A 21,917-nucleotide genomic window follows, 5' to 3' on the forward strand; every position below is an offset into this window, starting at 1 on the left:
TCGCTCCTGGCAAGCAGAATCGTGAGAGCGGAACAAAATGGCAATGGGCAATGACTTTTTTCCTTCTCCCCTGTGGGAGAAGGAAAAGAGGCGCCGATCTAACCTCTCAAATCCGCGATGATAGCTTTGACCTCAGCCCGCGCGGCATCCAGGCCCTGGCTGGTATCGATGACGAAGTCGGCCTGGCGGCGCTTTTGCGCATCCGGCACCTGGCTGGCCAGGATGGAGGCGAGTTTCTCTTCGCTCATGCCGGGCCGCGCCAGCACGCGCTGGCGCTGGACTTCGGCCGGCGCGGTGACGACGACGACCTTGTCGACGCGGTCGCGGCCGCCGGTTTCGAACAGGAGCGGAATGTCGAGGACGGCAAGCGGCGCGCCGGCGACGCGGTTGCGCGCCAGGAACGCGTCGGCGTCGGCGCGCACCAGCGGATGGATGATCGCTTCCAGCCTTTTCAGCGCGGCCGCATCGCCAAGCACCCGAGCGCCGAGCTTTGCCCGGTCGACGCCTCCGGCGCCGGTGGTTCCTGGAAACGCGGCCTCGACCAGGGGGGCTGCCTTGCCGGCATAGAGGCGATGCACCGTCTCGTCGGAATCGTGGACCGGGACGCCGGCCTCGGCAAACATTTTCGCGGTGGTCGACTTGCCCATGCCGATCGAACCGGTGAGGCCGAGAACGATCATGGTTTTGGCGCCAGATCGGCTTCGACGAGCGCGCGCAATTCGGGTGTGACCTGGGGCCGCACGCCGAACCAGCGCTCGAAACCCGGCACCGCCTGGTTGAGCAGCATGCCGAGGCCGTCCACCGTCTTCAGCTTGCGCGCGCTTGCCGCCGCAAGCAGCGGCGTCTCGAGCGGCACATAGACGATATCGGTGACGATCGCGTGGTCCGGCAAAAGGGCCGGGTCGGCGGCCAGACCCTCATTGCCTTGCATGCCGAGCGCCGTGGTGTTGATGAGCAGGCCGGCATCGGCAAGCAGTTCACCGGTCGCCGCCATGCCATGCGCCGAGACACCGGCGCCGAACCGGTCGCGCAATTCCACCGCCCGGGCAAGCGTGCGGTTGACGATGCGGATATCGCGGATGCCGCGCTGCTTCAGCGCGTGGATGACGGCGCGCGAGGCGCCGCCGGCGCCGAGCACCACCGCCGGGCCAATGGACGCCCAACCCGGCGCATGATCGTCGAGATTGGCGGCGAAGCCATGGCTGTCGGTGTTGCCGCCCCACAGGTGACCGTCCTCCAGCCAAAGCGTGTTGACGGCACCGATCTGCTGGGCTGCCTCATCGCGGTGCTCGACCAGGGCGAAGACGGCCTCCTTGTGCGGGATGGTGACGTTGCCGCCGAGATAACCGCTCGCTTGCAATGTGCTCAGGAATTCGGCGAAATCCTGCGGCGCGACATCGATCGCCTGGTAGCTGCCGTCGATGCCGTATCTGGCCAGCCAGTGGCCGTGGATCTTCGGCGAGCGCGAATGCTTGATCGGGTGACCGGTGACGAAGGCCTTTTTGGTCGCCTCAGCCATCGATCGCTCCCAGCGTGCGCAGTTCGGCCAGCAGCGGCAGCAGCGGCAGGCCGACAATGGTAAAGTGGTCGCCCTCGATCTTCTCGAAGAGCTGGATGCCTTCGCCTTCGACCTGGTAGGCGCCGACGCTCGACAGCGCCCTTGAGCCGACGCGCGCCAGATGGCGGCCGATGAAGGCCGGGTCAAGCTTGCGCATGGTGAGGCTGGCGATGCCGACATGGCGCCACAGCACCTGGCCGTCGCGGACCAGGACCGCGGCGCTGTTGAGCTGATGGGTCCTTCCCGACAGCGCCAGCAGATGGCGGCGCGCCCCTTCCATGTCGGCCGGCTTGTGGAACACCTCGTCGCCGAGCGACAGCGTCTGGTCGCAGCCGAGCACCAGCGCGCCGGGCCTGCGCCCGCTCACTTCGGTGGCCTTGGCTTCGGCCAGCACCAGCGCGACATCCTCGGGCGAGGCGCCGCTGCCTTGCAGGGGCGCCTCGAGCGCGCGCTCGTCGACATCAGGCGCAACCGCCTCGACGTCGATGCCGGCACCGAGGAGCATCGCCTTGCGGAACGGACTGCCGGAGGCGAGGATGATTTTTTCGGTCATGCTGGTTCACCCAGGATTGGCGTTCCGTCGCGCACCCCTCACTTATCTCACCTGCACCTACCGCGTCTTCCCCCGCAGGGCAACGATTGCCGCCGCCGTTTCCTCGATCGAGCGGCGGCTGACGTCGATCATCGGCCAGCCATGGCGGGTACAGATCTGGCGGGCATAGGCGAGCTCCTCGTTGATGGCGGCGCGGTCGACATAGTCGCCTGGCACATAGGCGCTGCTGTTGCCGAGGATGCGGTTCTGGCGGACATGCGAGATGCGTTCAGCGGTGGCGACAAGGCCGACGATCAGCGGCGTCCTGGCGTTGACCAGGCTTTCGGGCACCGGCACGCCGAGCACGATCGGAATGTTGGCGGTCTTGATGCCCCTGTTGGCGAGATAGATGCTGGTCGGCGTCTTGGACGTGCGCGAAATGCCGACCAGCACGATGTCGGCATCGTCCATATTGGCCGGCAACTGGCCGTCATCATGTTCCATGGTGAAGTTGAGTGCGTCGATGCGGCGGAAATATTCGGCATCGAGGACGTGCTGGGCGCCGACGCGGCGGCCGGCGGGCGTGCCCAGATAGGACTGGAAGACGGTGAGCACCGGCTCCAGCACGGAGACGCAGGGCAGGCCCATGGCGGCGCAGCGCTCGTCGATGCCGCGCGCCAGCTTCTGGTCGACGACGGTGTAGAGAATGATGCCTGGCTCCTCCTCGATGTCCTCGAACACCTTGGCCACCTGTTTTTCGGTTCGGATGAGCGGGTAGATGTGCTCGATGGCGCGCGCATCCTTGTATTGCGCCGAAGCCGCACGGCCGGCCGCGAGCAGCGTTTCGCCGGTGGCGTCGGAGATCAGGTGCAGGTGGAAGAAGCTCTGGGGTTTGTTCACAGGGTTTTACCTAGGGCTGTGGGCGGATGTGGATAAAGCAGGGTTCGGAAAACCCGCCGGCCGGAGCGACTGTATCAGATGCCGGTTTGTCCACAATTCGATGCGCTGTAGGCTTCGTCGGGCGGCTGGGGACAAGTCCGTGGACGAAGATTTCTGCCTTTTGTCTGTCCACAGGACGTACCTGCAGGATCGCTGCTCTAGCGCGTTGAGTCCAATGGAAGATTCCGGCTCGTCCCCAGAACCATGCAAGGGGCGATTGGAAATGCGCGACAATATGCTTGCTGGTGTTTTGACGGCCAAAGCGGGACAGGTGACAACCACCACAACCAACAGACTCTTAGAATCAGAAGATTCTTTAAAATAAGATATTTGATTAAAGGGAAGCCGGGAGAGGCGAGCGCTCTATGCCTGCAAAACGGATCATGCTGGACGTGCTGAAGGGTGAGACGGTGTTTCCGCCGCCGCTCTGGATGATGCGCCAGGCCGGGCGCTATCTACCGGAATACCGCGAGACGCGCCGACGCGCAGGTTCATTCCTCGACCTCTGCTATGATCCCGACCTTGCCTTCGAGGTGACCATGCAGCCGATCGAGCGCTTCGGCTTCGACGCTTCGATCCTGTTCTCCGACATCCTTGTCGTTCCGCATGCGCTTGGCCGCGACGTGCGCTTCGAAGAGGGGCGAGGGCCGCTGCTGACGCCGATCACGGCGGCTGAAATCGCGGCCCTGGACAGCACGGTGTTTCACGTGAATCTCGAACCGGTCTACGAGACGGTTCGCCGGTTGCGGACGAAACTGCCCGATGAAATCACGCTGATCGGCTTCTGCGGCGCGCCATGGACGGTGGCGACCTACATGATCGCCGGGCACGGCACGCCGGACCAGGCGCCGGCGCGGCTGTTCGCCTATCGCGAGCCGGCGGCGTTTCGTCGGCTGCTCAAGGTGCTGGCCGATCATTCGGCCGCCTATCTCATCAGGCAGATCGAGGCCGGCGCCGATATGGTACAGATATTCGATTCCTGGTCCGGCGTGCTCGACGATGCTTGTTTCGAGCTGTTCTGCGTCGAGCCGGTGGCCGAGATCGTCAGGCAGGTTCGAGCGGTCCATCCCGATGTGCCGATCATCGGTTTTCCCAAGGGCGCCGGCGCGCGCTACCGGAGCTATCGCGAGAAGACCGGCGTCACGGGGCTGGGGATCGACTGGACGGTGCCGCTGGAGACAGCGAAGGCGTTGCAGCGGGAAGGGGCCGTCCAGGGCAATCTCGATCCGCTGCGGCTGGTCGCCGGCGGCAAGGTGCTGGCCGACGGCGTCAGCGCGATCCTGGAGAGCCTGGGAAGCGGACCGTTGATCTTCAATCTTGGCCACGGCATTACCCCGGAAACGCCGATTGCGCATGTCGAGGCGATGGTGAAACTGGTGAGGAGCGCGACACGCTGATGGCCGGGATGAGCAACACCAACAGCACGGGCCAGGCGATGATGCGCATGGTGATCGGCATCGTGGCCCTGGTCGTGCTCACCGCGCTGCTGTTTCTGGCGGCCCCAGACGGCTTCTATCTCTGGGCCAAGGCGATCCACGTTCTTGCCGTCATCTCGTGGATGGCGGGCATGCTCTATCTGCCGCGGCTGCTGGTCTATCACGCTGATGCCGAGAAGGGTTCGGTGCAGTCGGAGACTTTCAAGGTGATGGAGCGCCGGCTGCTGCGCGGCATCATCAACCCGGCGATGATCGTCACCTGGGTATTCGGCCTATGGCTGGCCTGGAAAGGTTTCGGTTTCCAGGGCGGCTGGCTGCACGGCAAGATCGCGCTGGTGCTGGTTCTGTCGGGCATCCACGGCTATCTGGCCGGCGCGGTGCGAAAATTCGCTGAGGATCGTAACGAAAAACCCGCGAGGCACTGGCGGATCGTCAATGAGATCCCCACATTGCTGATGATCGCTATCGTGATCCTGGTCGTCGTCAAGCCGTTCTGAACCTTCAGACCTCTCTCACGACCTGTTAAAAGGCGGCTTGCTCTTTCAGCCGGCCGACGATAAAAGACGGGTCTTCCTTCCCGTCATGCGCCGCCCTTCATTGCTTTTGGCCGCGCCCGGCATTTATCGCATCCCGCCGATTTCCTCCCAAAAGCCTACCCAGAGTCTATCCTAATGCAAGAAATGAAACTCACCGAGTTCAAGAACAAGAAACCGCCAGAGCTGATCGCCTATGCCGAATCGCTCGAGGTGGAGAACGCCAGCGTCATGCGCAAGCAGGAGCTGATGTTCGCAATCCTCAAGAAGCTGGCCGCCCAGGACATCGAGATCATCGGCGACGGCGTGGTCGAAGTCTTGCAGGACGGTTTCGGTTTTCTGCGCTCGGCCAACGCCAATTATCTGCCGGGTCCCGACGACATCTATATTTCGCCCTCGCAGATCCGGCGCTTTTCGCTCAAGACCGGCGATACGGTCGAAGGGCCGATCCGCAGCCCGAAAGAGGGCGAGCGCTATTTCGCGCTGCTCAAGGTCAACACGATCAATTTCGACGATCCCGAAAAGATCCGCCACAAGATCCACTTCGACAATCTGACGCCGCTTTATCCGACCAAGCGGCTGAAGATGGAGATCGACAACCCGACCTCCAAGGATATCTCGCCGCGCGTGATCGATCTGGTGGCGCCGATCGGCAAGGGCCAACGCGCGTTGATCAACGCGCAGCCGCGTACCGGCAAGACGGTTCTCATGCAGAACATCGCCCATTCGATCACCGCCAACCATCCGGAATGCTACCTGATCGTGCTTCTGATCGACGAGCGGCCGGAGGAAGTGACAGACATGCAGCGCTCGGTGAAGGGCGAGGTGATCTCCTCGACCTTCGACGAGCCGGCGGTGCGCCACGTGCAGGTCGCCGAAATGGTCATCGAGAAGGCCAAGCGGCTGGTCGAGCATGGCCGCGACGTCGTCATCCTGCTCGATTCGATCACCCGCCTCGGCCGCGCCTACAACACCGTGGTGCCGTCCTCCGGCAAGGTGCTGACCGGCGGCGTCGACGCCAATGCCCTGCAAAGGCCGAAGCGCTTCTTCGGTGCCGCCCGCAACATCGAGGAAGGCGGTTCGCTGACCATCATCGCCACCGCGCTGATCGATACCGGCAGCCGCATGGACGAAGTTATCTTCGAAGAGTTCAAGGGCACCGGCAACTGCGAAATCCAGCTCGACCGCAAAGTGGCCGACAAGCGCATCTACCCGGCCATGGACATTCTGAAGTCGGGTACCCGCAAGGAAGACCTGCTGGTGCCGCGCGCTGACCTGCAGAAGATCTTCGTGCTGCGCCGCATCCTGGCGCCGATGGGAACAACCGACGCGATCGAGTTCCTCATCGACAAGCTGAAGCAGACCAAGACCAACGCGGACTTCTTCGATTCGATGAATACGTAGTTCGCAGAGCGAACTCCACTTCTTCGTGATCCTCGGGCTTGACCCGAGGATCCATGCCATGGCCTCGGCCAAAGAGCGCGGCGGACTGGATCTTCCACCTGTTGCAGCGCTCGAAAGTCACGGCATGGATCCTAGGGTCTCCGCGACGGAGCTTCGCCCTAGGATGACGAACTCTGTGGTCTTCGTCGCAATAGCCCTTCCAATTCATCCGGATCGCTCACCGCCGGCAAACACACCTGCCCCGTGCACAGCCACGCGCCCGGCCTGTCGGCGGGAGGCAGGATCCCGCCCGGCAACAGCGTTCGATTCGCCTGTGTACCGATCGCCACCACAATATCCACCCGACGCGGATCGGGATTGCGATTCGCTACTGGAACGAGCGTCGGATTCGCCAGATCGTCCACAAGCACCAGCTTTAGCGGCTCTATGGCGAGCGCCGAGGCGTTGACGATGCCGGCCTGTCCATAGGCCTGGTGCGCCGCGCGGCCGGCGGCATGTTCGGCGACTTTCGTCGCTTTCTTCTGCAGGTCGAGATCGCCGGTCAGCGCGGCGAGCCGGACCAGCGCCTCGATGACCTGGCCGGTGGCCGAGGCAATAGCCTCGTCGACATCGCCCCTGATGCGGATCGGCACGTCGGTGCTATCGGATGCCGTGAGATAATAGCCGGTGCCGTCGGCATCGGCGTGCCAGCGGTCGAGCTGCTCGACCAATTGCCGGGCCCGATCGGCGTAGCTCCAGTCGCTGGTGGCTTCGAACAGGGCGATCGCCGCATTGGTCATCGACGCATAGTCGCTCGACAGCGCCGGGAACAGTTTCTTGGCGCCGAGCATGGAATGCGGCAGCCGTCCGCCCTCGTCGGAGGAGGCGATATGGTCGAATGCGGCCATGGCCGCGTCGATCCAGTCTTGCCGCGCCAGCGAGCGGCCGGCCTCGGCGAGTGCTGCGATCATCTGGCCGTTCCAGTCGGCGAGGACCTTGCCGTCGCGGCCGGGCCTGACGCGCCGTTCACGGACCGCCAGCAGCCTTGCCTTGAGAGCGGTCAGAAGCGGTTGCTCGGCAATGCCTTGCCCCTGCTGGGCCAGCGTCCGGTGGATGACAGGCTTGCCTTCCCAACCGGGTGGGCTGGAGAGCATGAAGCGGTTGAAAAACAACGGAGAATCGTCGCCGAGCGCGGCCTCGATCTCTTCCCGGCTCCAGGTGTAGAAAAGGCCCTCCTCGCCCTCGCTGTCGGCATCCAGACTGGCGGCGAAGGCGCCGCCATCGACGCGCATCTCACGCAGCAGCCAGTCGACGGTCTCCTCGATTCGGACCCGGAACAAATCCTTTCCGCCCGCGGCATGGGCCCAGTTGCAAAAACGGATGAGTTGCGCGTTGTCGTAGAGCATCTTTTCGAAATGCGGCACCAGCCATTGCGCGTCCGTGGAATAGCGGCTGAGACCGCCGCCGACGTGATCGTAGATGCCGCCGGCCAGCATCCGTTCGAGGCTCAGGAGGACATCGTCGCGGTGACCGGCATTGCCGTCGCGCAGCCACGACAGCCACAGTGTCTGCATGAATGGCGCATTGGGGAATTTCGGCGCGCCGCGCAAGCCGCCGAGATCCTTGTCGATCATGCCGTCTATGCCTCTGGCGAGCGCGGCAAGCGTGTCGCGGTCGAGCGCGGTGCGGGCATGCGCGCCGGCGAGCCGGGTTTCGACATGCGAAGTCAGCCCGTCGGCGCTCTGGTTCAGGCTGCCTCTTTTCTCGCGCCAGGCCTTGTCGATCGCCTCCATGACCTGGATGAAGCCCGGGCGGCCATAGCGCGGCTCGCGCGGGAAATAGGTGCCGCCCCAGAAAGGCTTGCCGTCCGGGGTCAGGAACATGGTCAGCGGCCAGCCGCCCTGCTCGCCCATCGAGGACAGCGCCGCCATGTAGATCTGGTCGATGTCGGGACGCTCCTCGCGGTCGACCTTGATATTGACGAACAGACGGTTCATGACGGCGGCGACGTCGTCATTCTCGAAGCTTTCATGGGCCATGACGTGGCACCAGTGGCAGGCGGCATAGCCGATCGACAGCAGGATCGGCCGATCCAGCGCCCTCGCCTCGTCAAGCGACGCCGGCGACCAGGCCCGCCAATGCACCGGATTGCCGCTGTGCTGCTGCAAATAGGGGCTGGCTTCGTCGGCAAGCAGATTTTGCGCAGGCAGTGTCACGATGAGCGGTCCGGCGAAACAGGGGTTGGATAGTGAAGCTAGGGCGGTCCAACAAGGCGGGCAAATGATTTCGGCCGACACCATCGTCGCGCTTTCCAGCGGCCGCCTGCCCGCCGGCGTCGCCGTCATCCGCATTTCGGGGCCAAAGACTCGATTCGTTGTCGAAACGATCGCCGGCGGTATGGTTAAGGGCCGCGTGGCCAGCCTGCGCAAGCTGCGGGCGCCCGATGGCGGCGTGCTCGACAGTGGCCTGGTGATCTTTTTCCCCGGCCCCGGCAGCTTCACCGGCGAGGACGTGGCGGAATTCCAGGTGCATGGCGGCCGCGCCGTGGTGGCGAGGCTGTTGGAGACGATCGCCGGTTTCGAAGGCGTCAGGCACGCCGAAGCGGGCGAGTTCACGCGCCGGGCCTTCCTCAATGGCAAGGTCGATCTGGTGAGGACGGAAGCGCTGGCCGATCTGGTCAACGCCGAGACCGAGGCGCAGCGGCGCTTCGCGGTGCAGAATGCCGAGGGCGCGCAAGCCGAGCTTTATCTGAGCTGGCGGCGGCGGCTGATCCATGCTCGCGCCATGATCGAGGCCGAGATCGACTTTGCCGACGAGGACGATATTCCCGGGTCCGTTTCGGACACGGTCTGGTCTGACGTCTCGGCGATGATTGGGGAGATCGACCGCCACATTGCCGGGTTTCGTGCCGGCGAAATCCTCCGCGACGGGTTCGAGGTCGTTATCCTCGGCGCCCCAAACGCCGGCAAGTCGAGCCTGTTCAACGCTTTGGCGCGGCGCGATGCAGCTATTGTAACGGATGAGCCAGGCACGACGCGGGACCTGCTCGAGATCGTACTTGACCTCGAAGGCCTGCGGGTCAGGCTGACCGACACCGCAGGCCTGCGCGATGCGGCCGGCAAGGTGGAAGCGATCGGCATCGAGAAGGCGCGAGCCAAGGCGCATGGCGCCGACCTCTTGCTCATCCTCGAGGATATGGCCGACCCGCATCCCGTTGCTCTTCAACGCGAGGGGATCGCGACCCTGCGCGTGGGCACCAAGCTCGATCTGGTGCACGGGCAAGCCGCTGCCGGGGGCTATGATCGCGCCATCTCGACGAAGGACGGGACCGGCGTGGCGGAGCTGTTGACCGAGATCGCCAGGCTCGCGGCCGCGCAGGTCGGCGAAGCGGGCGACATCCTGCCCTCACGGCTTCGCCACGTTGAATTGCTAGGCGAAGCCAACCGCTTCCTGCTGCGCGCGGCCGAGAGCCCGGACGCCGGGCAGGAACTGCGCGCCGAGGATCTGCGGCTGGCCGCCGACCGGCTCGGCCGGATCGTCGGCGCTGTCGATGTCGAGGACATGCTGGATGTGATTTTCTCGCAGTTCTGCATCGGGAAATGATTCACGTGGAACATTGTCGGGGCGCGGACGCCGTCAAGCCTCCCTTCTCCCCGTCACGGTGCCGGCAGGCGGATGAGGGGCAGCGCTGACCTCGGCTTCTATCACGACGGGCCCGGCCGATAACTCACGTGAAACAGAAGGGCTCTCCGACCGACGTTGTTTCACGTGAAACGGCTGCGCCGGGGTCAATCGCCAACGTCGGCGCTACCCCGCACTTGCCTGCCGGCATTCTCTTATCCGGCATTCTCTTATAAGGACGGGGAGAGGGCGCGCTGTTATTTCCAGTTTCGGCAATTATCAGCCTTGTAAATGAAGGTGCCGGCTTTGCGGTCAGCGCTGTCTCCCTGTGCCAGGGAGAAGTGCCGACACGGCGCCGGGGGGCGGCGCCGGCGGTCGATACACGTGACTCACGTGAAACACTACAATGAGGCTCGCCGTCCTGTTTCACGTGAAACTCCCGCGAAGTTTCTTGACACCGTCCCGCTGCGGGGACATCTCTCCACCAAACTTCGAATCCAGGGCGTTTTGAAATGACCGATCACTATGATGTGGTTGTGGTGGGTGGCGGCCATGCGGGCAGCGAGGCGGCCAGCGCGGCTGCGCGTGCGGGCGCCAGGACAGCGCTGGTGACGCTGCGTTTCGACACGATCGGCGTGATGTCCTGCAATCCGGCCATTGGCGGGCTCGGCAAGGGCCATCTGGTGCGCGAGATCGACGCCATGGACGGGCTGATGGGCCGGGTGGCGGATGCCGCCGGCATCCAGTTTCGCCTGCTCAACCGGCGCAAGGGGCCGGCCGTGCGCGGCCCGCGCACCCAGGCCGACCGGAAACTTTACCGGCTCGCCATGCAGGAAGCGATCCGGCAGCAGAACGGTCTCGATGTGATCGAGGGCGAGGTGCTCGACTTCGACATCGACGATTCGGGATGCCTGCGCGCCGTTCTCCTGGCCGATGGCCGGCGCCTTGCCAGCGGCGCGGTGGTCCTGACCACCGGAACCTTCCTACGCGGGCTGATCCATATCGGCGAGAAGAAGATTGTCGCCGGCCGCATGAATGAACAAGCGAGCCTAGGGCTGTCGGCGACGATGAGCCGCGCAGGCTTCAAGCTCGGCCGGCTGAAGACCGGCACGCCGCCGCGCCTCGACGGGCGCACCATCGACTGGGCGTCGCTGGAAAGCCAGGCGGCGGATGACGAACCGGTGCCGTTCTCGCTGCTGACCGACCGCATCGAGACGCCGCAGATCGAATGCGGCATCACGCGCACGACCGCGGCCACGCATGAACTGATCCGCGCCAATCTCGGGCGCTCGGCCATGTATTCGGGTTCGATCGAAGGCGTCGGGCCGCGCTACTGTCCGTCGATCGAAGACAAGATCGTCAAGTTCGGCGACCGCGAAGGCCACCAGATTTTTCTCGAGCCGGAAGGCCTGGACGACGACACGGTCTATCCCAACGGCATCTCGACCTCGCTGCCGGAGGAGGTTCAGCTCGAAATCTTGAAGACCATCCCGGGGCTGGACCGAGCGGTGATGCTGCAGCCCGGTTATGCCATCGAATACGACCATGTCGACCCGCGCGAGCTTCATCCGACCTTGGAGACGAAGCGCGTCGGGGGCCTGTTTCTAGCCGGGCAGATCAACGGCACGACCGGCTATGAGGAGGCCGCCGCGCAAGGTCTGCTGGCGGGCCTCAATGCCGCAAGGCGGGCGTCGGGCAGCGAGCAAGTCGTGCTCAGCCGCACCGAAGCCTATATCGGCGTCATGGTCGACGATCTGACCAGCCGCGGCATCAGTGAGCCTTACCGCATGTTCACCTCGCGCGCCGAATTCCGGCTTTCGCTGCGCGCCGACAATGCCGACGAGCGGCTAACGCCGCTGGCTGCAAGGCTGGGTATAGCGTCAGCCCGGCGGATGCAGCGGTTCGGCGAGGTGGAGCAGCGCCTCGCGGAAGCGCGCCGGCTGGCGCTCGGCGTAAAGCTGACACCCAACGAGGCGGCGCGCCACGGGCTGGAGGTCAATCGCGACGGCGTGCGCAGATCCGCCTATGAGCTGCTCGCCTATCCCGGCGTCGACGTGGCTTGGCTGGCCCGAATCGATGGGAATTTCGGGACGATCGACGCCAGGACGGCGGAGCGCCTCGAAACGGAAGCGAAATATTCGGTTTATCTCGATCGCCAGAAGAGCGACGTCGCCCAGATCCGGCACGAGGAAAGCCGGCTCATCCCCGAGTCGCTCGACTTCGCCGAGGTGCCGGGACTATCGAACGAGCTGAAGCAGAAGATGCATGCGCGGCGACCGCGTTCGGTTGCCGACGCGCAGCGCATGGAAGGGATGACGCCAGCGGCGCTGGCCATCATCGTCGCTCATGTCAGGCATTCCGAGAGCGCGCAAAGGGACGTCGCGTGAGCGCTGCCTCCTGGGAGAGCCTGCGCAACGCCGCCGGTCCGGTTTCACGTGAAACATTCGATCGCCTGGTGGCGTTCGAAGAGATGTTCCAGAAATGGAATCGCAGCATCAATCTTGTCGCGCAGTCGACAGCAGGCGATGTCTGGCAACGCCACATACTGGACAGCGCGCAGCTCTGGCGAATCGAGGACAAAGCGCGGCGATGGGTCGATATCGGCTCGGGCGGCGGATTTCCGGGACTGGTGCTGGCGTTCCTGCTTGCCGAGCGTGACGGCGCCAGCATCGACCTGGTCGAAAGCAATCGCAAGAAAGCGGGATTCCTGCAAGCCGTCGTCGGCCAGTTCGGTCTGCCGGCGCGTGTCGTCGCGCGCCGCATCGATGACAGCCATGCGCTTGTTTCGGCACCGGAAATCGTCACGGCGCGGGCGCTGGCGCCGCTTTCGACCTTGCTTGAGCTGGCGGGGCCGTGGCTGACATCAGGCGCGCGCGGGCTGTTCCACAAAGGCCGGGATTACCGTGCCGAAGTGCAAGAAAGCGTTAACCGCTGGAGCTTCGATCTGGTAGAACATCCAAGCATGACCGACCCTGGCGGCGTCATCCTTGAACTGTCCAATGTGCGACCTGTCTGAACAAAGACCTGTCCGAATCCGTGTTGGCGACCCAAAATGAATTCCTGGCATAGACCCATGATGAAGAACGGCCCTCGAATCATCACCGTAGCCAACCAGAAGGGCGGTGTCGGCAAGACCACCACCGCCATCAACCTGGCCACCGCGCTGGCGGCGATCGGCGAGAAGGTGCTGATCGTCGACCTCGATCCGCAAGGCAATGCCAGCACCGGCCTCGGCATCGACCGCAAGGACCGCACGGTGTCGTCCTATGACGTGCTGACCGGCGAGCTGGAGCTTGAGGAGGCGGCGATCCCGACGGCGGTGCCCGGCCTGTCGATCGTGCCGTCGACCCTCGATTTGCTCGGCATCGAGATGGAGATCGCCTCGGCGCCGGACCGGGTGCTGCGGCTGCGCAACGCCCTGCGCGCCGCATCGGCGCGTTCGGCCGGGTTTGGCTATGTGCTGATCGACTGTCCGCCGTCGCTCAATCTCTTGACCTTGAATTCAATGGCGGCGGCCGATTCCGTTCTGGTGCCGCTGCAATGCGAGTTCTTCGCGCTGGAAGGTCTCAGCCAGCTGCTCGAAACCGTCGAGCAGGTGCGCCGCTCGATCAACCCGGATCTCACCATCCAGGGCATCGTGCTGACCATGTATGACGGCCGCAACAACCTCGCCAACCAAGTGGTGCAGGACGTGCGCGAGCATATGGGTGACAAGGTCTACGAGACCATCATTCCGCGCAATGTGCGGGTGTCTGAAGCGCCGTCCTACGGCAAACCGGCGATCCTCTACGACCTCAAATGCTCCGGCAGCCAGGCTTATCTGCAGCTTGCGTCGGAAGTGATCCGCCGCGAGCGTAAATTGCGCGCCGCTTAACAAGCGGCCGCGCATGGAGCAAAAGCCGATTCGATACCGAAACAATCTGGAACCGAAATGAGCGAAGACCTTTCGAGAAAGAGACTGGGCCGCGGGCTGGCGGCGCTGATCGGCGAGATCGACCGTCCGAGCGCGCCGGAGAAGCCCGGGATGAGTGCCGACGGCAAGGTACCGATCGAGTTCCTGACGCCCAATCCGAAAAACCCGCGCCGGCATTTCGGCGACGCCGAGTTGACCGACCTGGCGCAATCGATCCGCGAGCATGGGGTGGTGCAGCCGGTGGTGGCGCGGCCTTCGCCGTCGCAGGCCGGGCGCTACGAGATCATCGCCGGCGAGCGGCGCTGGCGTGCCGCGCAACGCGCCGGATTGACCGAGATCCCGGTCATCGTGCGCGAGGTCAACGACCGCACGGCGCTGGAACTGGCAATCATCGAGAACGTCCAGCGCGCCGACCTCAACCCGGTCGAGGAAGCGCTCGGCTATCAGCAGCTCATCGACGATCACGGCTACACCCAGGCCGATCTCGGCCAGGTCATCGGCAAAAGCCGCAGCCATGTCGCCAACACGCTGCGGCTGCTGAAGCTGCCCGACGTGATCCGCGACATGCTGGTCGACGGGGCCTTGTCGGCGGGCCATGCCCGCACGCTGGTGACGGCGGAGGACCCGGCAGGGCTTGCCAAGCGCATCGTCGAGGAAGGGCTCTCGGTGCGCCAGGCCGAAGCGCTGGCGCAGATGCCGGCCGGTCCGACCCCGGCGAAGCCGAAGCAGGCGAAAAGCGCGCCGGAAAAAGACGCCGACACGCTGGCGCTGGAAAAGCTGATGACCGGCACGCTCGGCATGATCGTGACCATCGACCACACGAACAAAGGCGGCGAGATTCGCGTGGCGTACCGGACGCTGGAGCAGCTTGACGAGCTGTGTCGGAGATTGAAACAAGAGCGGTAGTTAGCCGGCGAACTTCAACAAAGCGGAAGCTACAACGCAGGGAAAACGAGGGCTGGCTGTCCGCCAGCCCTTTCGTTTGAAGCGCTGGCGATTGGCGAAAAAGCAGCGCCATCGGCATCCGTCGCCAGCCGCGCTCGCGGCTTGACAGTGCCCGGCAACGGCGTAACCTCTATTAGACAAGGCTTAAATTAATTGCCCTAGCGTGCCGGTCAGTCGCGGCGAGGGCTATCTGCCATTCCTGCAACAGGCGTGAAATGGCACCGCCTCGCCAAAGCAATATGCCGACGCGCGCCTGACGCAAATGGGAGGTGCAAATGGCAGTCCGTTGGCAATTGTCCGGAAGTTACTTCGAAAACTGTAGCTGCGATGTCGTGTGTCCTTGCCTGCTGTCCACCAACGCGCAGCTGACATCAAGGCCGACGAACGGCGTTTGCGACGTCGGCCTGGTCTTTCATATCGATACGGGCAGTTACGGCGACGTCCGTTTGGATGGGCTCAGCGTCGCCATGGTTGCCCACACGCCGGGTCCGATGGCAGACGGCAATTGGACGGCCGCCGCCTATATCGACGAACGGGCCGATGACAGGCAGACAGAGGCGCTAGGCGCCATCTTCACTGGCGTCGCGGGCGGCCCGATGGCGGTGCTGGCACCCTTGATCGGCACGAATCTCGGCGCCAAGAAGGTACCAATAAGCTACCGGATAGACGGCAAGAAGCGGTCGGCGGAGATTGCCGGCGTCATGCGGATGGCGGTCGAGCCGCTGCCGACGATGCGCGAGGACGGGCAGATGTGGGCGGCCACCGGCCATCCCGTCAATCCCGACTGGCTCGCCTTGGCCATGGGGGCGGAAGGCAGTACATTCAGCGACCATGGCATGAGCTGGGACAATTCCCGCCGAAACGGACACTACGCCCCGATCAACTGGTCTGGCCAGCAGTAGCCGTTGGCCGCATGGTACGGGACGTACTTCGTCCATGGTGCAGACGTTGCAGCGATACATCATTCTCGCGCTGCTGATCGCTATCGCGGCGGCGGCATGGACCTTGCTCATCCGGCAGCAGGCGGGCATGGGCGCGGACATGCGCATGGAAATGTACTCGCTCACCATGGGCATGAAGGCGCCGCTGTTTCTTGCCGTCTGGATGATCATGATGATTGCCATGATGTTTCCGACGGCCGCACCCATGATCCTGACATTTCACCGGGTCCAGGCGGGCAAACGGGGCCGGGGCGAGACCTTTGTCTCGAGCTGGGTGTTCGTGGCCGGGTACATGCTGGTCTGGGGCGTGATGGGCGTTATCGCCTTTGCCGGCGCGGCGGGTGCGGAGATGCTCGCCGGGCATGTGGGATTGTCCACGGCGACGGCCGCGCGTTTCGGCGGCGCGCTGCTGATGCTTGGGGGCGCCTATCAACTTTCCCCACTGAAGGATCTGTGTCTGGCCAAATGCCGCACGCCGATCGGCTTCATCCTGACCTCATGGCGCGATGGTTACTGGGGCGCGGTTCGCATGGGCCTTGAGCATGGACTTTTCTGCCTGGGCTGCTGCTGGCTTCTGTTTCTCGCCCTCTTTCCTCTCGGGATCATGAACGTTGCCGCAATGGCCGTGGTCACCTTGCTGATATTCGCGGAAAAGACCCTGCCGTCTGGAAATGGGATCGCGAAGCTGTCGGGGATCGCTCTGCTGCTCTATGGCGCGGCGGTGCTGGTCTTTCCACAGGCGCTGCCGACCTTTGAGCCGGTAGGCGCCATGACAATGAATTGACCAACGGAGGGAATTGACCAACGGAGGCAGGCGCCCGGTGCCGAAAGGGCCTAACGCTGTGCCAGCCTCGCGCTTTCCACCGCGATGCCGAGCAGCGCCTGCCTTGCCAGCGCCACCGACAGGTCCGGCCTTCGCCGCGTCTGCAGCACGGCGGTCTGCAGCCGGGTCAGCGCGCGGCCGAGCGCCTCGACGCTCCAGCGTTCCAGCGCCTTCTCCACCAGCTTGCGGCGCGAGAAGAAAACCGGCGGGCGCGCCGCCGCCACCACCGACGCGGCATTGCGGCCGCCGGCCTCCATCTGGCCGCGCATGGACTGCATCGCCTGAAACTGCCGCATCGCCGAGGACAGCACCAGGAAGGGTTGGCCGCCTGCCTGGCAATGGCGGGTGAAGGCGGTGTCGAACTCGCCGACCTTGCCTTCGAGAAGCGCGTCGACGGCATCGTCGAAGGACGCGCCGGAAACGTCGCCGGACATCGCCCTGACGTCGTCGAGGCCGATTTCCTTCTGGCCATGGACATAAAGCAGCAGCTTGTCGATCTCGCCGCGCGAGGCCAGCCGGTCGCCGCCGAGATTGCGGCGCAGCGCCTGTCTTGCCTCAAGCGTCATCGTCGCGCCGGTCTTGCGCAGCTCGTCGTCGATCACGGCATCGATGTCCCTGGCCTCGTCGGCATAGCAGGGCAGCGCCATGGCGTTGTCGGCCGCCTCGACGACGGCGCGCAGCCCGACGCCCTTCTTGAGATCGCCGGCCTCGATGAGGATGATCGCGTCCCGCACGGGCTCCGCCGTCAGCGCCTTGACGTCGTCGGCCAGCGCCTTCTGGCCGCCGGCATTGCGCACCCACAGCAGGCGGCGGTCGGAAAACATCGGCACGGTGCGCGCCTCGTCGAGCAGCCGGCCCTCGTCGCGCTCGACTTCGGAGCCGTCGAGCCTGACCACCGAGAAGGGGTCGTCGAGCGGCAGGCCGGTCGCGGCGGCAAAAGCCTTGGCGCGCTCCGAGACAAGGCCGCGATCGGGGCCATAAAGCAGGACGATCGCCATGCGCGGGTCCGGCTTCGCGAGCCAGGAATCCACTTCGTATGCTTTCTTCTGTGCCATCGAGGGTGGTTAGCATGATGTTGGGGCGGAGTGAACGTCTTCCAGTTCAACTCCGAAGGACTGCTTCGAGGGAAGATCGACCCCCACTCCGTCGAGCTGCGCTCGACACCTCTCCCCCGATCGACGGGGGAGAGGAAGGGCGCCACGTTTGGCGGACCCGCGATTCTCCTCTCCTTCCGCAGGCGTGAAGTGGGCGCGGCAGCCAAACTTGCCAAACAATCACCTTATCTGGCGACAAATCTCACGCGACCTTGCGCCTAATTGCGCGGCGCCGCCCAACATCGACAAGAAATTTCGCCGACATATCTTCATCTTGGTGCGCGGCAGGCTGTATCGGCCGGCTTGGCCGGCCCGATGCCCGGAGGCTTGCCCGGTGAATTCGCACTGGCGGCGCGGATATGCAAATATCGGTGCCGGGCGACATGGAGGACGAAGGTCATGGCCGATGCTGGGATGTTGCGCTTCCATGTTCCGGAGCCCGAGGTGCGGCCGGGCGGCACGCCTGATTTCTCCAACGTGACCATCGCCGCCGCCGGCTCGGTGCCGCGCCCCGAAATCGACGTCGATCCACGCGCCATCCGCGACATGGCCTTCTCGATCATCCGGGTGCTGAACCGCGCCGGCGAGGCGGTGGGGCCGTGGGCGGGGCTGCTCTCCGACGAGGAACTGCTCGAAGGCCTGCGCCACATGATGACGCTGAGGACCTTCGATGCGCGCATGCAGATGGCGCAGCGGCAGGGCAAGACCTCCTTCTACATGCAGCATCTGGGCGAAGAGGCGGTGAGCTGCGCCTTCCGCAAGGCGCTCGCCCCCGGCGACATGAATTTCCCGACCTATCGGCAGGCCGGGCTGCTCATCGCCGACGGCTACCCGATGGTCACGATGATGAACCAGATCTATTCCAACGAGGCCGACCCGCTGAAGGGCCGGCAATTGCCCATCATGTATTCGTCCAAGGAGCACGGCTTCTTCTCGATCTCGGGCAATCTGGCGACGCAGTATATCCAGGCGGTCGGCTGGGCGATGGCCTCGGCGATCTCGAACGACTCAAGGATCGCCGCGGCCTGGATCGGCGACGGCTCGACGGCGGAATCCGACTTCCATTCGGCGCTGGTGTTCGCCTCGACCTACAAGGCGCCCGTGGTGCTCAATGTCGTCAACAACCAGTGGGCAATCTCGACGTTTCAAGGCATAGCGCGCGGCGGCGCGGGCACTTTCGCCGCGCGCGGGCTGGGTTTCGGCATCCCGGCGCTGCGCGTCGACGGCAACGACTATCTCGCCGTCCACGCCGTGGCGAAATGGGCGGCCGAGCGCGCGCGCAGCAACCTGGGGCCGACGCTGGTCGAATATGTCACCTACCGCGCCGGCGCGCATTCGAGCTCGGACGATCCCTCGGCCTACCGGCCGAAGACCGAATCCGATGCCTGGCCGCTCGGCGACCCGGTGGTTCGGCTGAAGAACCATCTCATCCGGCTCGGCGTCTGGTCGGAGGAGCGGCACAAGCAGGCCGAAGCGGAAATCCTCGACACGGTGATCGCGGCGCAGAAGGAAGCCGAAAGCCACGGCACGCTGCACGCCGGCGGCAAGCCGTCGACGCGCGACATGTTCGAGGGCCTCTATGCCGAGATGCCGCCGCATCTGCGGCGCCAGCGCCAGCAGGCGGGGGTCTGAGCCATGCCGAGGCGGACCATGATCGAGGCCATTCGCGACGCGATGGACGTGTCGATGGGGCGCGACGAGAAAGTGGTGGTGTTCGGCGAGGATGTCGGCTTTTTCGGCGGCGTGTTCCGCTGCACGCAAGGCCTGCAGGCGAAATACGGCAAGAGCCGCTGCTTCGACGCACCGATCAATGAATCCGGCATTGTCGGCTCGGCCATCGGCATGGCCGCCTATGGTCTGAAGCCGTGCGTGGAGATCCAGTTTGCCGACTACATGTACCCGGCCTACGACCAGCTGACCCAGGAAGCCGCGAGGCTGCGCTACCGCTCGAACGGCGACTTCACCTGCCCGATCGTGGTGCGCATGCCGACGGGCGGCGGCATATTCGGCGGCCAGACGCACAGCCAAAGCCCGGAAGCGTTGTTCACCCATGTGTCGGGGCTGAAGACCGTCGTGCCCTCGAACCCGCATGACGCCAAGGGGTTGCTGATCGCGGCGATCGAGGATCCCGACCCGGTCATCTTCCTCGAGCCGAAGCGGCTCTACAACGGCCCCTTCGACGGCCATCACGACCGGCCGGTGACGCCGTGGTCGAAGCACGAGCTGGGCGAGGTCGCCGACGGCCACTACACCGTGCCGCTCGGCAAGGCCGCGATCCGCCGGGCCGGCTCCGCCGTCACGGTGTTGGCGTACGGCACAATGGTCTATGTCGCGCAGGCGGCGGCCGAGGAGACCGGCATCGATGCCGAGATCGTCGATCTCAGGACGCTGTTGCCGCTCGACCTCGACACCATCGTGGCGTCGGTGAAGAAGACCGGACGCTGCGTCGTGGTGCACGAGGCGACGCTGACCTCCGGCTTCGGAGCGGAGCTGGTCGCGCTTGTGCAGGAAAACTGCTTCTACCATCTGGAGGCACCGGTGGCCCGCGTCGCCGGCTGGGACACGCCCTATCCGCATGCGCAGGAATGGGACTATTTCCCCGGTCCGGCCCGCGTCGGCCGGGCGCTTACGGAAACATTGGAAGCCTAGAACGGGGAGGCCCGACATGGGCGAACACATCATCAAGCTGCCCGATGTCGGCGAGGGCGTCGCCGAGGCGGAACTCGTCGAATGGCATGTCAAGGTCGGCGACATCGTGCGCGAGGACATGATGCTTGCCGCCGTGATGACCGACAAGGCCACGGTCGAGATCCCTTCCCCCGTCGACGGCGAGATCCTGTGGCTGGGCGCCGATATCGGCGACACGGTGGCGATCGGCTCGCCCATCGTGCGGCTGAAGGTGGCCGGCGAGGGCAATGTCGTTGGCGGTGCGATGCCGGCGGAAGTGACGGCTGAAAGTATCTCCGATGATACGGGGGCTCGCCCGGTCTCGGACCTGGAGCCGTCATCGCCCAATCTGTCGCCGTCATCCTCGGGCTTGTCCCGAGGATCCGCCGTCCCACAGGGATATGACGCGACCAGTTCCGGAAGGTCGGTAGATCCTCGGGACAAGCCCGAGGATGACGGCGCCAGGTCCAAGGTCAACAGCGCGCCGCGTGCGCAAGGTGAAAGGCCGCTGGCCTCGCCGGCCGTGCGGCTGCGTGCGAAGGAAGCGGGCATCGACCTCAGGCAGGTCCAGGGAAGCGGCCCGGCCGGTCGCATCGGCCATGAGGACATCGAGGCGTTCCTGGCGCGCGGGCCGCACATGGCCAAGGCATCCGGCCTCGCCCGCAACGATGCCGTCGAGGACATCAAGGTGGTGGGCCTGCGGCGCAAGATCGCCGAGAAGATGACGCTGGCGGCGTCGCGCATCCCGCACATCACCTATGTCGAGGAGGTCGACGTTACCGCGCTCGAGGATCTGCGCGCCGCGCTCAACAAGGAGAAGCGGGCGGCCAAGGGGGTAGAAAGGCCAAAGCTGACGCTGCTGCCGTTCCTGATGCGCGCGATGGTCAGGGCGATCGCGGACCAGCCCAACCTCAATGCGCTGTTCGACGACGAGGCCGGCATCATCCACCAGCATGGCGGCATTCATATCGGCATCGCCGCGCAGACGCCGTCGGGACTGGTCGTGCCCGTCGTCAAGCACGCCGAGGCGCTGGACATCTGGGAATGCGGCGCGGAGGTCGCCAGGCTGGCCGAGGCGGCCAAGTCGGGAACCGCGACGCGCGACGAGCTCTCCGGTTCGACCATAACCATCACCTCGCTCGGTGCCATGGGCGGCGTGGCGACGACTCCGGTCATCAACCACCCGGAAGTCGCGATCCTCGGCGTTAACAAGATGATGGTGCGGCCGGTATGGGACGGCACCCAGTTCATCCCGCGCAAGATGATGAACCTGTCGTCGAGCTTCGACCATCGCGTCATCGACGGCTGGGACGCGGCGGTGTTCATCCAGCGCATCAAGACGCTCCTGGAAACGCCGGCGCTGATTTTCGTGGATTGACGGTGGATCATTCGAGATGATGGCGGGAGAGCGCCCCCCTCTGCCTTGCCAGGCATCTCCCCCACAAGGGGGGAGATCAGATGTCACGCCGGCTTTCGCCAATCACCAGCGCTGCGGGATTGAGCGAGGCGCCGAAGCCTCCAATCTCCCCCCT

At 64.7% G+C, this 21,917-nt stretch carries 19 protein-coding genes; 13 read left to right on the forward strand and 6 right to left on the reverse strand.

Annotated features, from left to right (window positions below; genetic code table 11):
* Positions 1-98: 98 nt before the first annotated feature.
* The 4 genes from coaE to FJ972_RS03760 are packed head-to-tail and all read right to left on the reverse strand — an operon-like array spanning position 99 to position 2,990.
* Positions 99-680 carry a dephospho-CoA kinase gene (coaE, locus tag FJ972_RS03745; RefSeq protein WP_140524475.1) on the reverse strand — a complete coding sequence of 194 codons (582 nt, stop codon included), beginning with the start codon at positions 678-680 and terminating at the stop codon, positions 99-101.
* A complete protein-coding gene (locus tag FJ972_RS03750) occupies positions 677-1,519 on the reverse strand; it encodes a shikimate dehydrogenase (protein WP_140524477.1) in 843 nt (280 codons plus the stop codon). The genes coaE and FJ972_RS03750 overlap by 4 nt, the downstream gene beginning before the upstream one ends.
* On the reverse strand, positions 1,512-2,111 hold the full coding sequence (locus tag FJ972_RS03755) for a Maf-like protein (protein ID WP_140524478.1): 600 nt from the start codon (positions 2,109-2,111) through the stop codon (positions 1,512-1,514). Before FJ972_RS03755 ends, FJ972_RS03750 begins: the two co-directional genes overlap by 8 nt.
* 57 nt (positions 2,112-2,168) lie before the next feature.
* Positions 2,169-2,990: a pyruvate, water dikinase regulatory protein gene (locus FJ972_RS03760; RefSeq protein ID WP_140491905.1), complete on the reverse strand. Its 822-nt coding sequence runs from the start codon at positions 2,988-2,990 to the stop codon at positions 2,169-2,171.
* 404 nt (positions 2,991-3,394) lie between these two features.
* Here FJ972_RS03760 and hemE point away from each other — a divergent pair, with 404 nt between their 5' ends.
* The 3 genes from hemE (at position 3,395) to rho (ending at position 6,402) form a co-directional block, all read left to right on the forward strand.
* A complete protein-coding gene (gene hemE / locus FJ972_RS03765) occupies positions 3,395-4,426 on the forward strand; it encodes a uroporphyrinogen decarboxylase (RefSeq protein WP_140524480.1) in 1,032 nt (343 codons plus the stop codon).
* Positions 4,426-4,962 carry a protoporphyrinogen oxidase HemJ gene (gene hemJ / locus FJ972_RS03770; protein WP_140524481.1) on the forward strand — a complete coding sequence of 179 codons (537 nt, stop codon included), beginning with the start codon at positions 4,426-4,428 and terminating at the stop codon, positions 4,960-4,962. The genes hemE and hemJ overlap by 1 nt, the downstream gene beginning before the upstream one ends.
* A 174-nt stretch (positions 4,963-5,136) precedes the next feature.
* Entirely contained in the window at positions 5,137-6,402 is a 1,266-nt protein-coding gene (gene rho, locus FJ972_RS03775; RefSeq protein WP_140491913.1) for a transcription termination factor Rho, read from the forward strand.
* A gap of 158 nt (positions 6,403-6,560) precedes the next feature.
* On the opposite strand, the gene FJ972_RS03780 is transcribed toward rho, so the two are convergent.
* A complete protein-coding gene (locus tag FJ972_RS03780; RefSeq protein ID WP_140524483.1) occupies positions 6,561-8,597 on the reverse strand; it encodes a thioredoxin domain-containing protein in 2,037 nt (678 codons plus the stop codon).
* Positions 8,598-8,661: 64 nt separating this feature from the next.
* Between FJ972_RS03780 and mnmE the strand changes: the two genes are divergently transcribed.
* The 7 genes from mnmE to FJ972_RS03815 all read left to right on the forward strand — a co-directional run bounded on the left by mnmE (position 8,662) and on the right by FJ972_RS03815 (position 16,585).
* On the forward strand, positions 8,662-9,984 hold the full coding sequence (gene mnmE / locus FJ972_RS03785) for a tRNA uridine-5-carboxymethylaminomethyl(34) synthesis GTPase MnmE (protein ID WP_140524484.1): 1,323 nt from the start codon (positions 8,662-8,664) through the stop codon (positions 9,982-9,984).
* Positions 9,985-10,514: 530 nt separating this feature from the next.
* Entirely contained in the window at positions 10,515-12,389 is a 1,875-nt protein-coding gene (mnmG, locus tag FJ972_RS03790) for a tRNA uridine-5-carboxymethylaminomethyl(34) synthesis enzyme MnmG (protein ID WP_140524485.1), read from the forward strand.
* On the forward strand, positions 12,386-13,018 hold the full coding sequence (rsmG, locus tag FJ972_RS03795; protein ID WP_140524487.1) for a 16S rRNA (guanine(527)-N(7))-methyltransferase RsmG: 633 nt from the start codon (positions 12,386-12,388) through the stop codon (positions 13,016-13,018). The genes mnmG and rsmG overlap by 4 nt, the downstream gene beginning before the upstream one ends.
* A 57-nt stretch (positions 13,019-13,075) precedes the next feature.
* Positions 13,076-13,876, forward strand: coding sequence for a ParA family protein (locus tag FJ972_RS03800; RefSeq protein ID WP_140491929.1), 801 nt, complete (start codon positions 13,076-13,078; stop codon positions 13,874-13,876).
* 57 nt (positions 13,877-13,933) lie between these two features.
* Positions 13,934-14,821: a ParB/RepB/Spo0J family partition protein gene (locus FJ972_RS03805; protein WP_140491933.1), complete on the forward strand. Its 888-nt coding sequence runs from the start codon at positions 13,934-13,936 to the stop codon at positions 14,819-14,821.
* Positions 14,822-15,135: 314 nt separating this feature from the next.
* Positions 15,136-15,762, forward strand: coding sequence for a DUF1326 domain-containing protein (locus FJ972_RS03810; protein ID WP_140524488.1), 627 nt, complete (start codon positions 15,136-15,138; stop codon positions 15,760-15,762).
* A gap of 34 nt (positions 15,763-15,796) precedes the next feature.
* Positions 15,797-16,585 (forward strand): DUF2182 domain-containing protein, encoded by a 789-nt coding sequence (locus FJ972_RS03815; RefSeq protein WP_140524490.1) that lies wholly within the window; start codon positions 15,797-15,799, stop codon positions 16,583-16,585.
* Positions 16,586-16,635: 50 nt separating this feature from the next.
* Here FJ972_RS03815 and holA read toward each other — a convergent pair whose 3' ends face one another.
* Positions 16,636-17,679, reverse strand: a complete 1,044-nt coding sequence (holA, locus tag FJ972_RS03820; RefSeq protein ID WP_140524492.1) for a DNA polymerase III subunit delta — start codon at positions 17,677-17,679, stop codon at positions 16,636-16,638.
* Positions 17,680-18,117: 438 nt separating this feature from the next.
* On the opposite strand from holA, the gene FJ972_RS03825 reads away from it, so the two are divergent.
* Genes FJ972_RS03825 through FJ972_RS03835 form a run of 3 tightly spaced genes read left to right on the forward strand, consistent with a single transcriptional unit; the run spans position 18,118 to position 21,763 of the window.
* Positions 18,118-19,350: a 3-methyl-2-oxobutanoate dehydrogenase (2-methylpropanoyl-transferring) subunit alpha gene (locus FJ972_RS03825; RefSeq protein ID WP_140514092.1), complete on the forward strand. Its 1,233-nt coding sequence runs from the start codon at positions 18,118-18,120 to the stop codon at positions 19,348-19,350.
* A 3-nt stretch (positions 19,351-19,353) separates the two neighbouring features.
* Positions 19,354-20,367 carry an alpha-ketoacid dehydrogenase subunit beta gene (locus FJ972_RS03830; RefSeq protein WP_140524493.1) on the forward strand — a complete coding sequence of 338 codons (1,014 nt, stop codon included), beginning with the start codon at positions 19,354-19,356 and terminating at the stop codon, positions 20,365-20,367.
* Between the two features lie 16 nt (positions 20,368-20,383).
* Positions 20,384-21,763, forward strand: coding sequence for a dihydrolipoamide acetyltransferase family protein (locus FJ972_RS03835; protein WP_140491951.1), 1,380 nt, complete (start codon positions 20,384-20,386; stop codon positions 21,761-21,763).
* The last annotated feature ends 154 nt before the right edge of the window (positions 21,764-21,917 follow it).

The sequence above is a fragment of the Mesorhizobium sp. B2-1-1 genome, from assembly GCF_006442975.2.
In the GTDB taxonomy this organism is placed as follows: Bacteria; Pseudomonadota; Alphaproteobacteria; order Rhizobiales; family Rhizobiaceae; genus Mesorhizobium.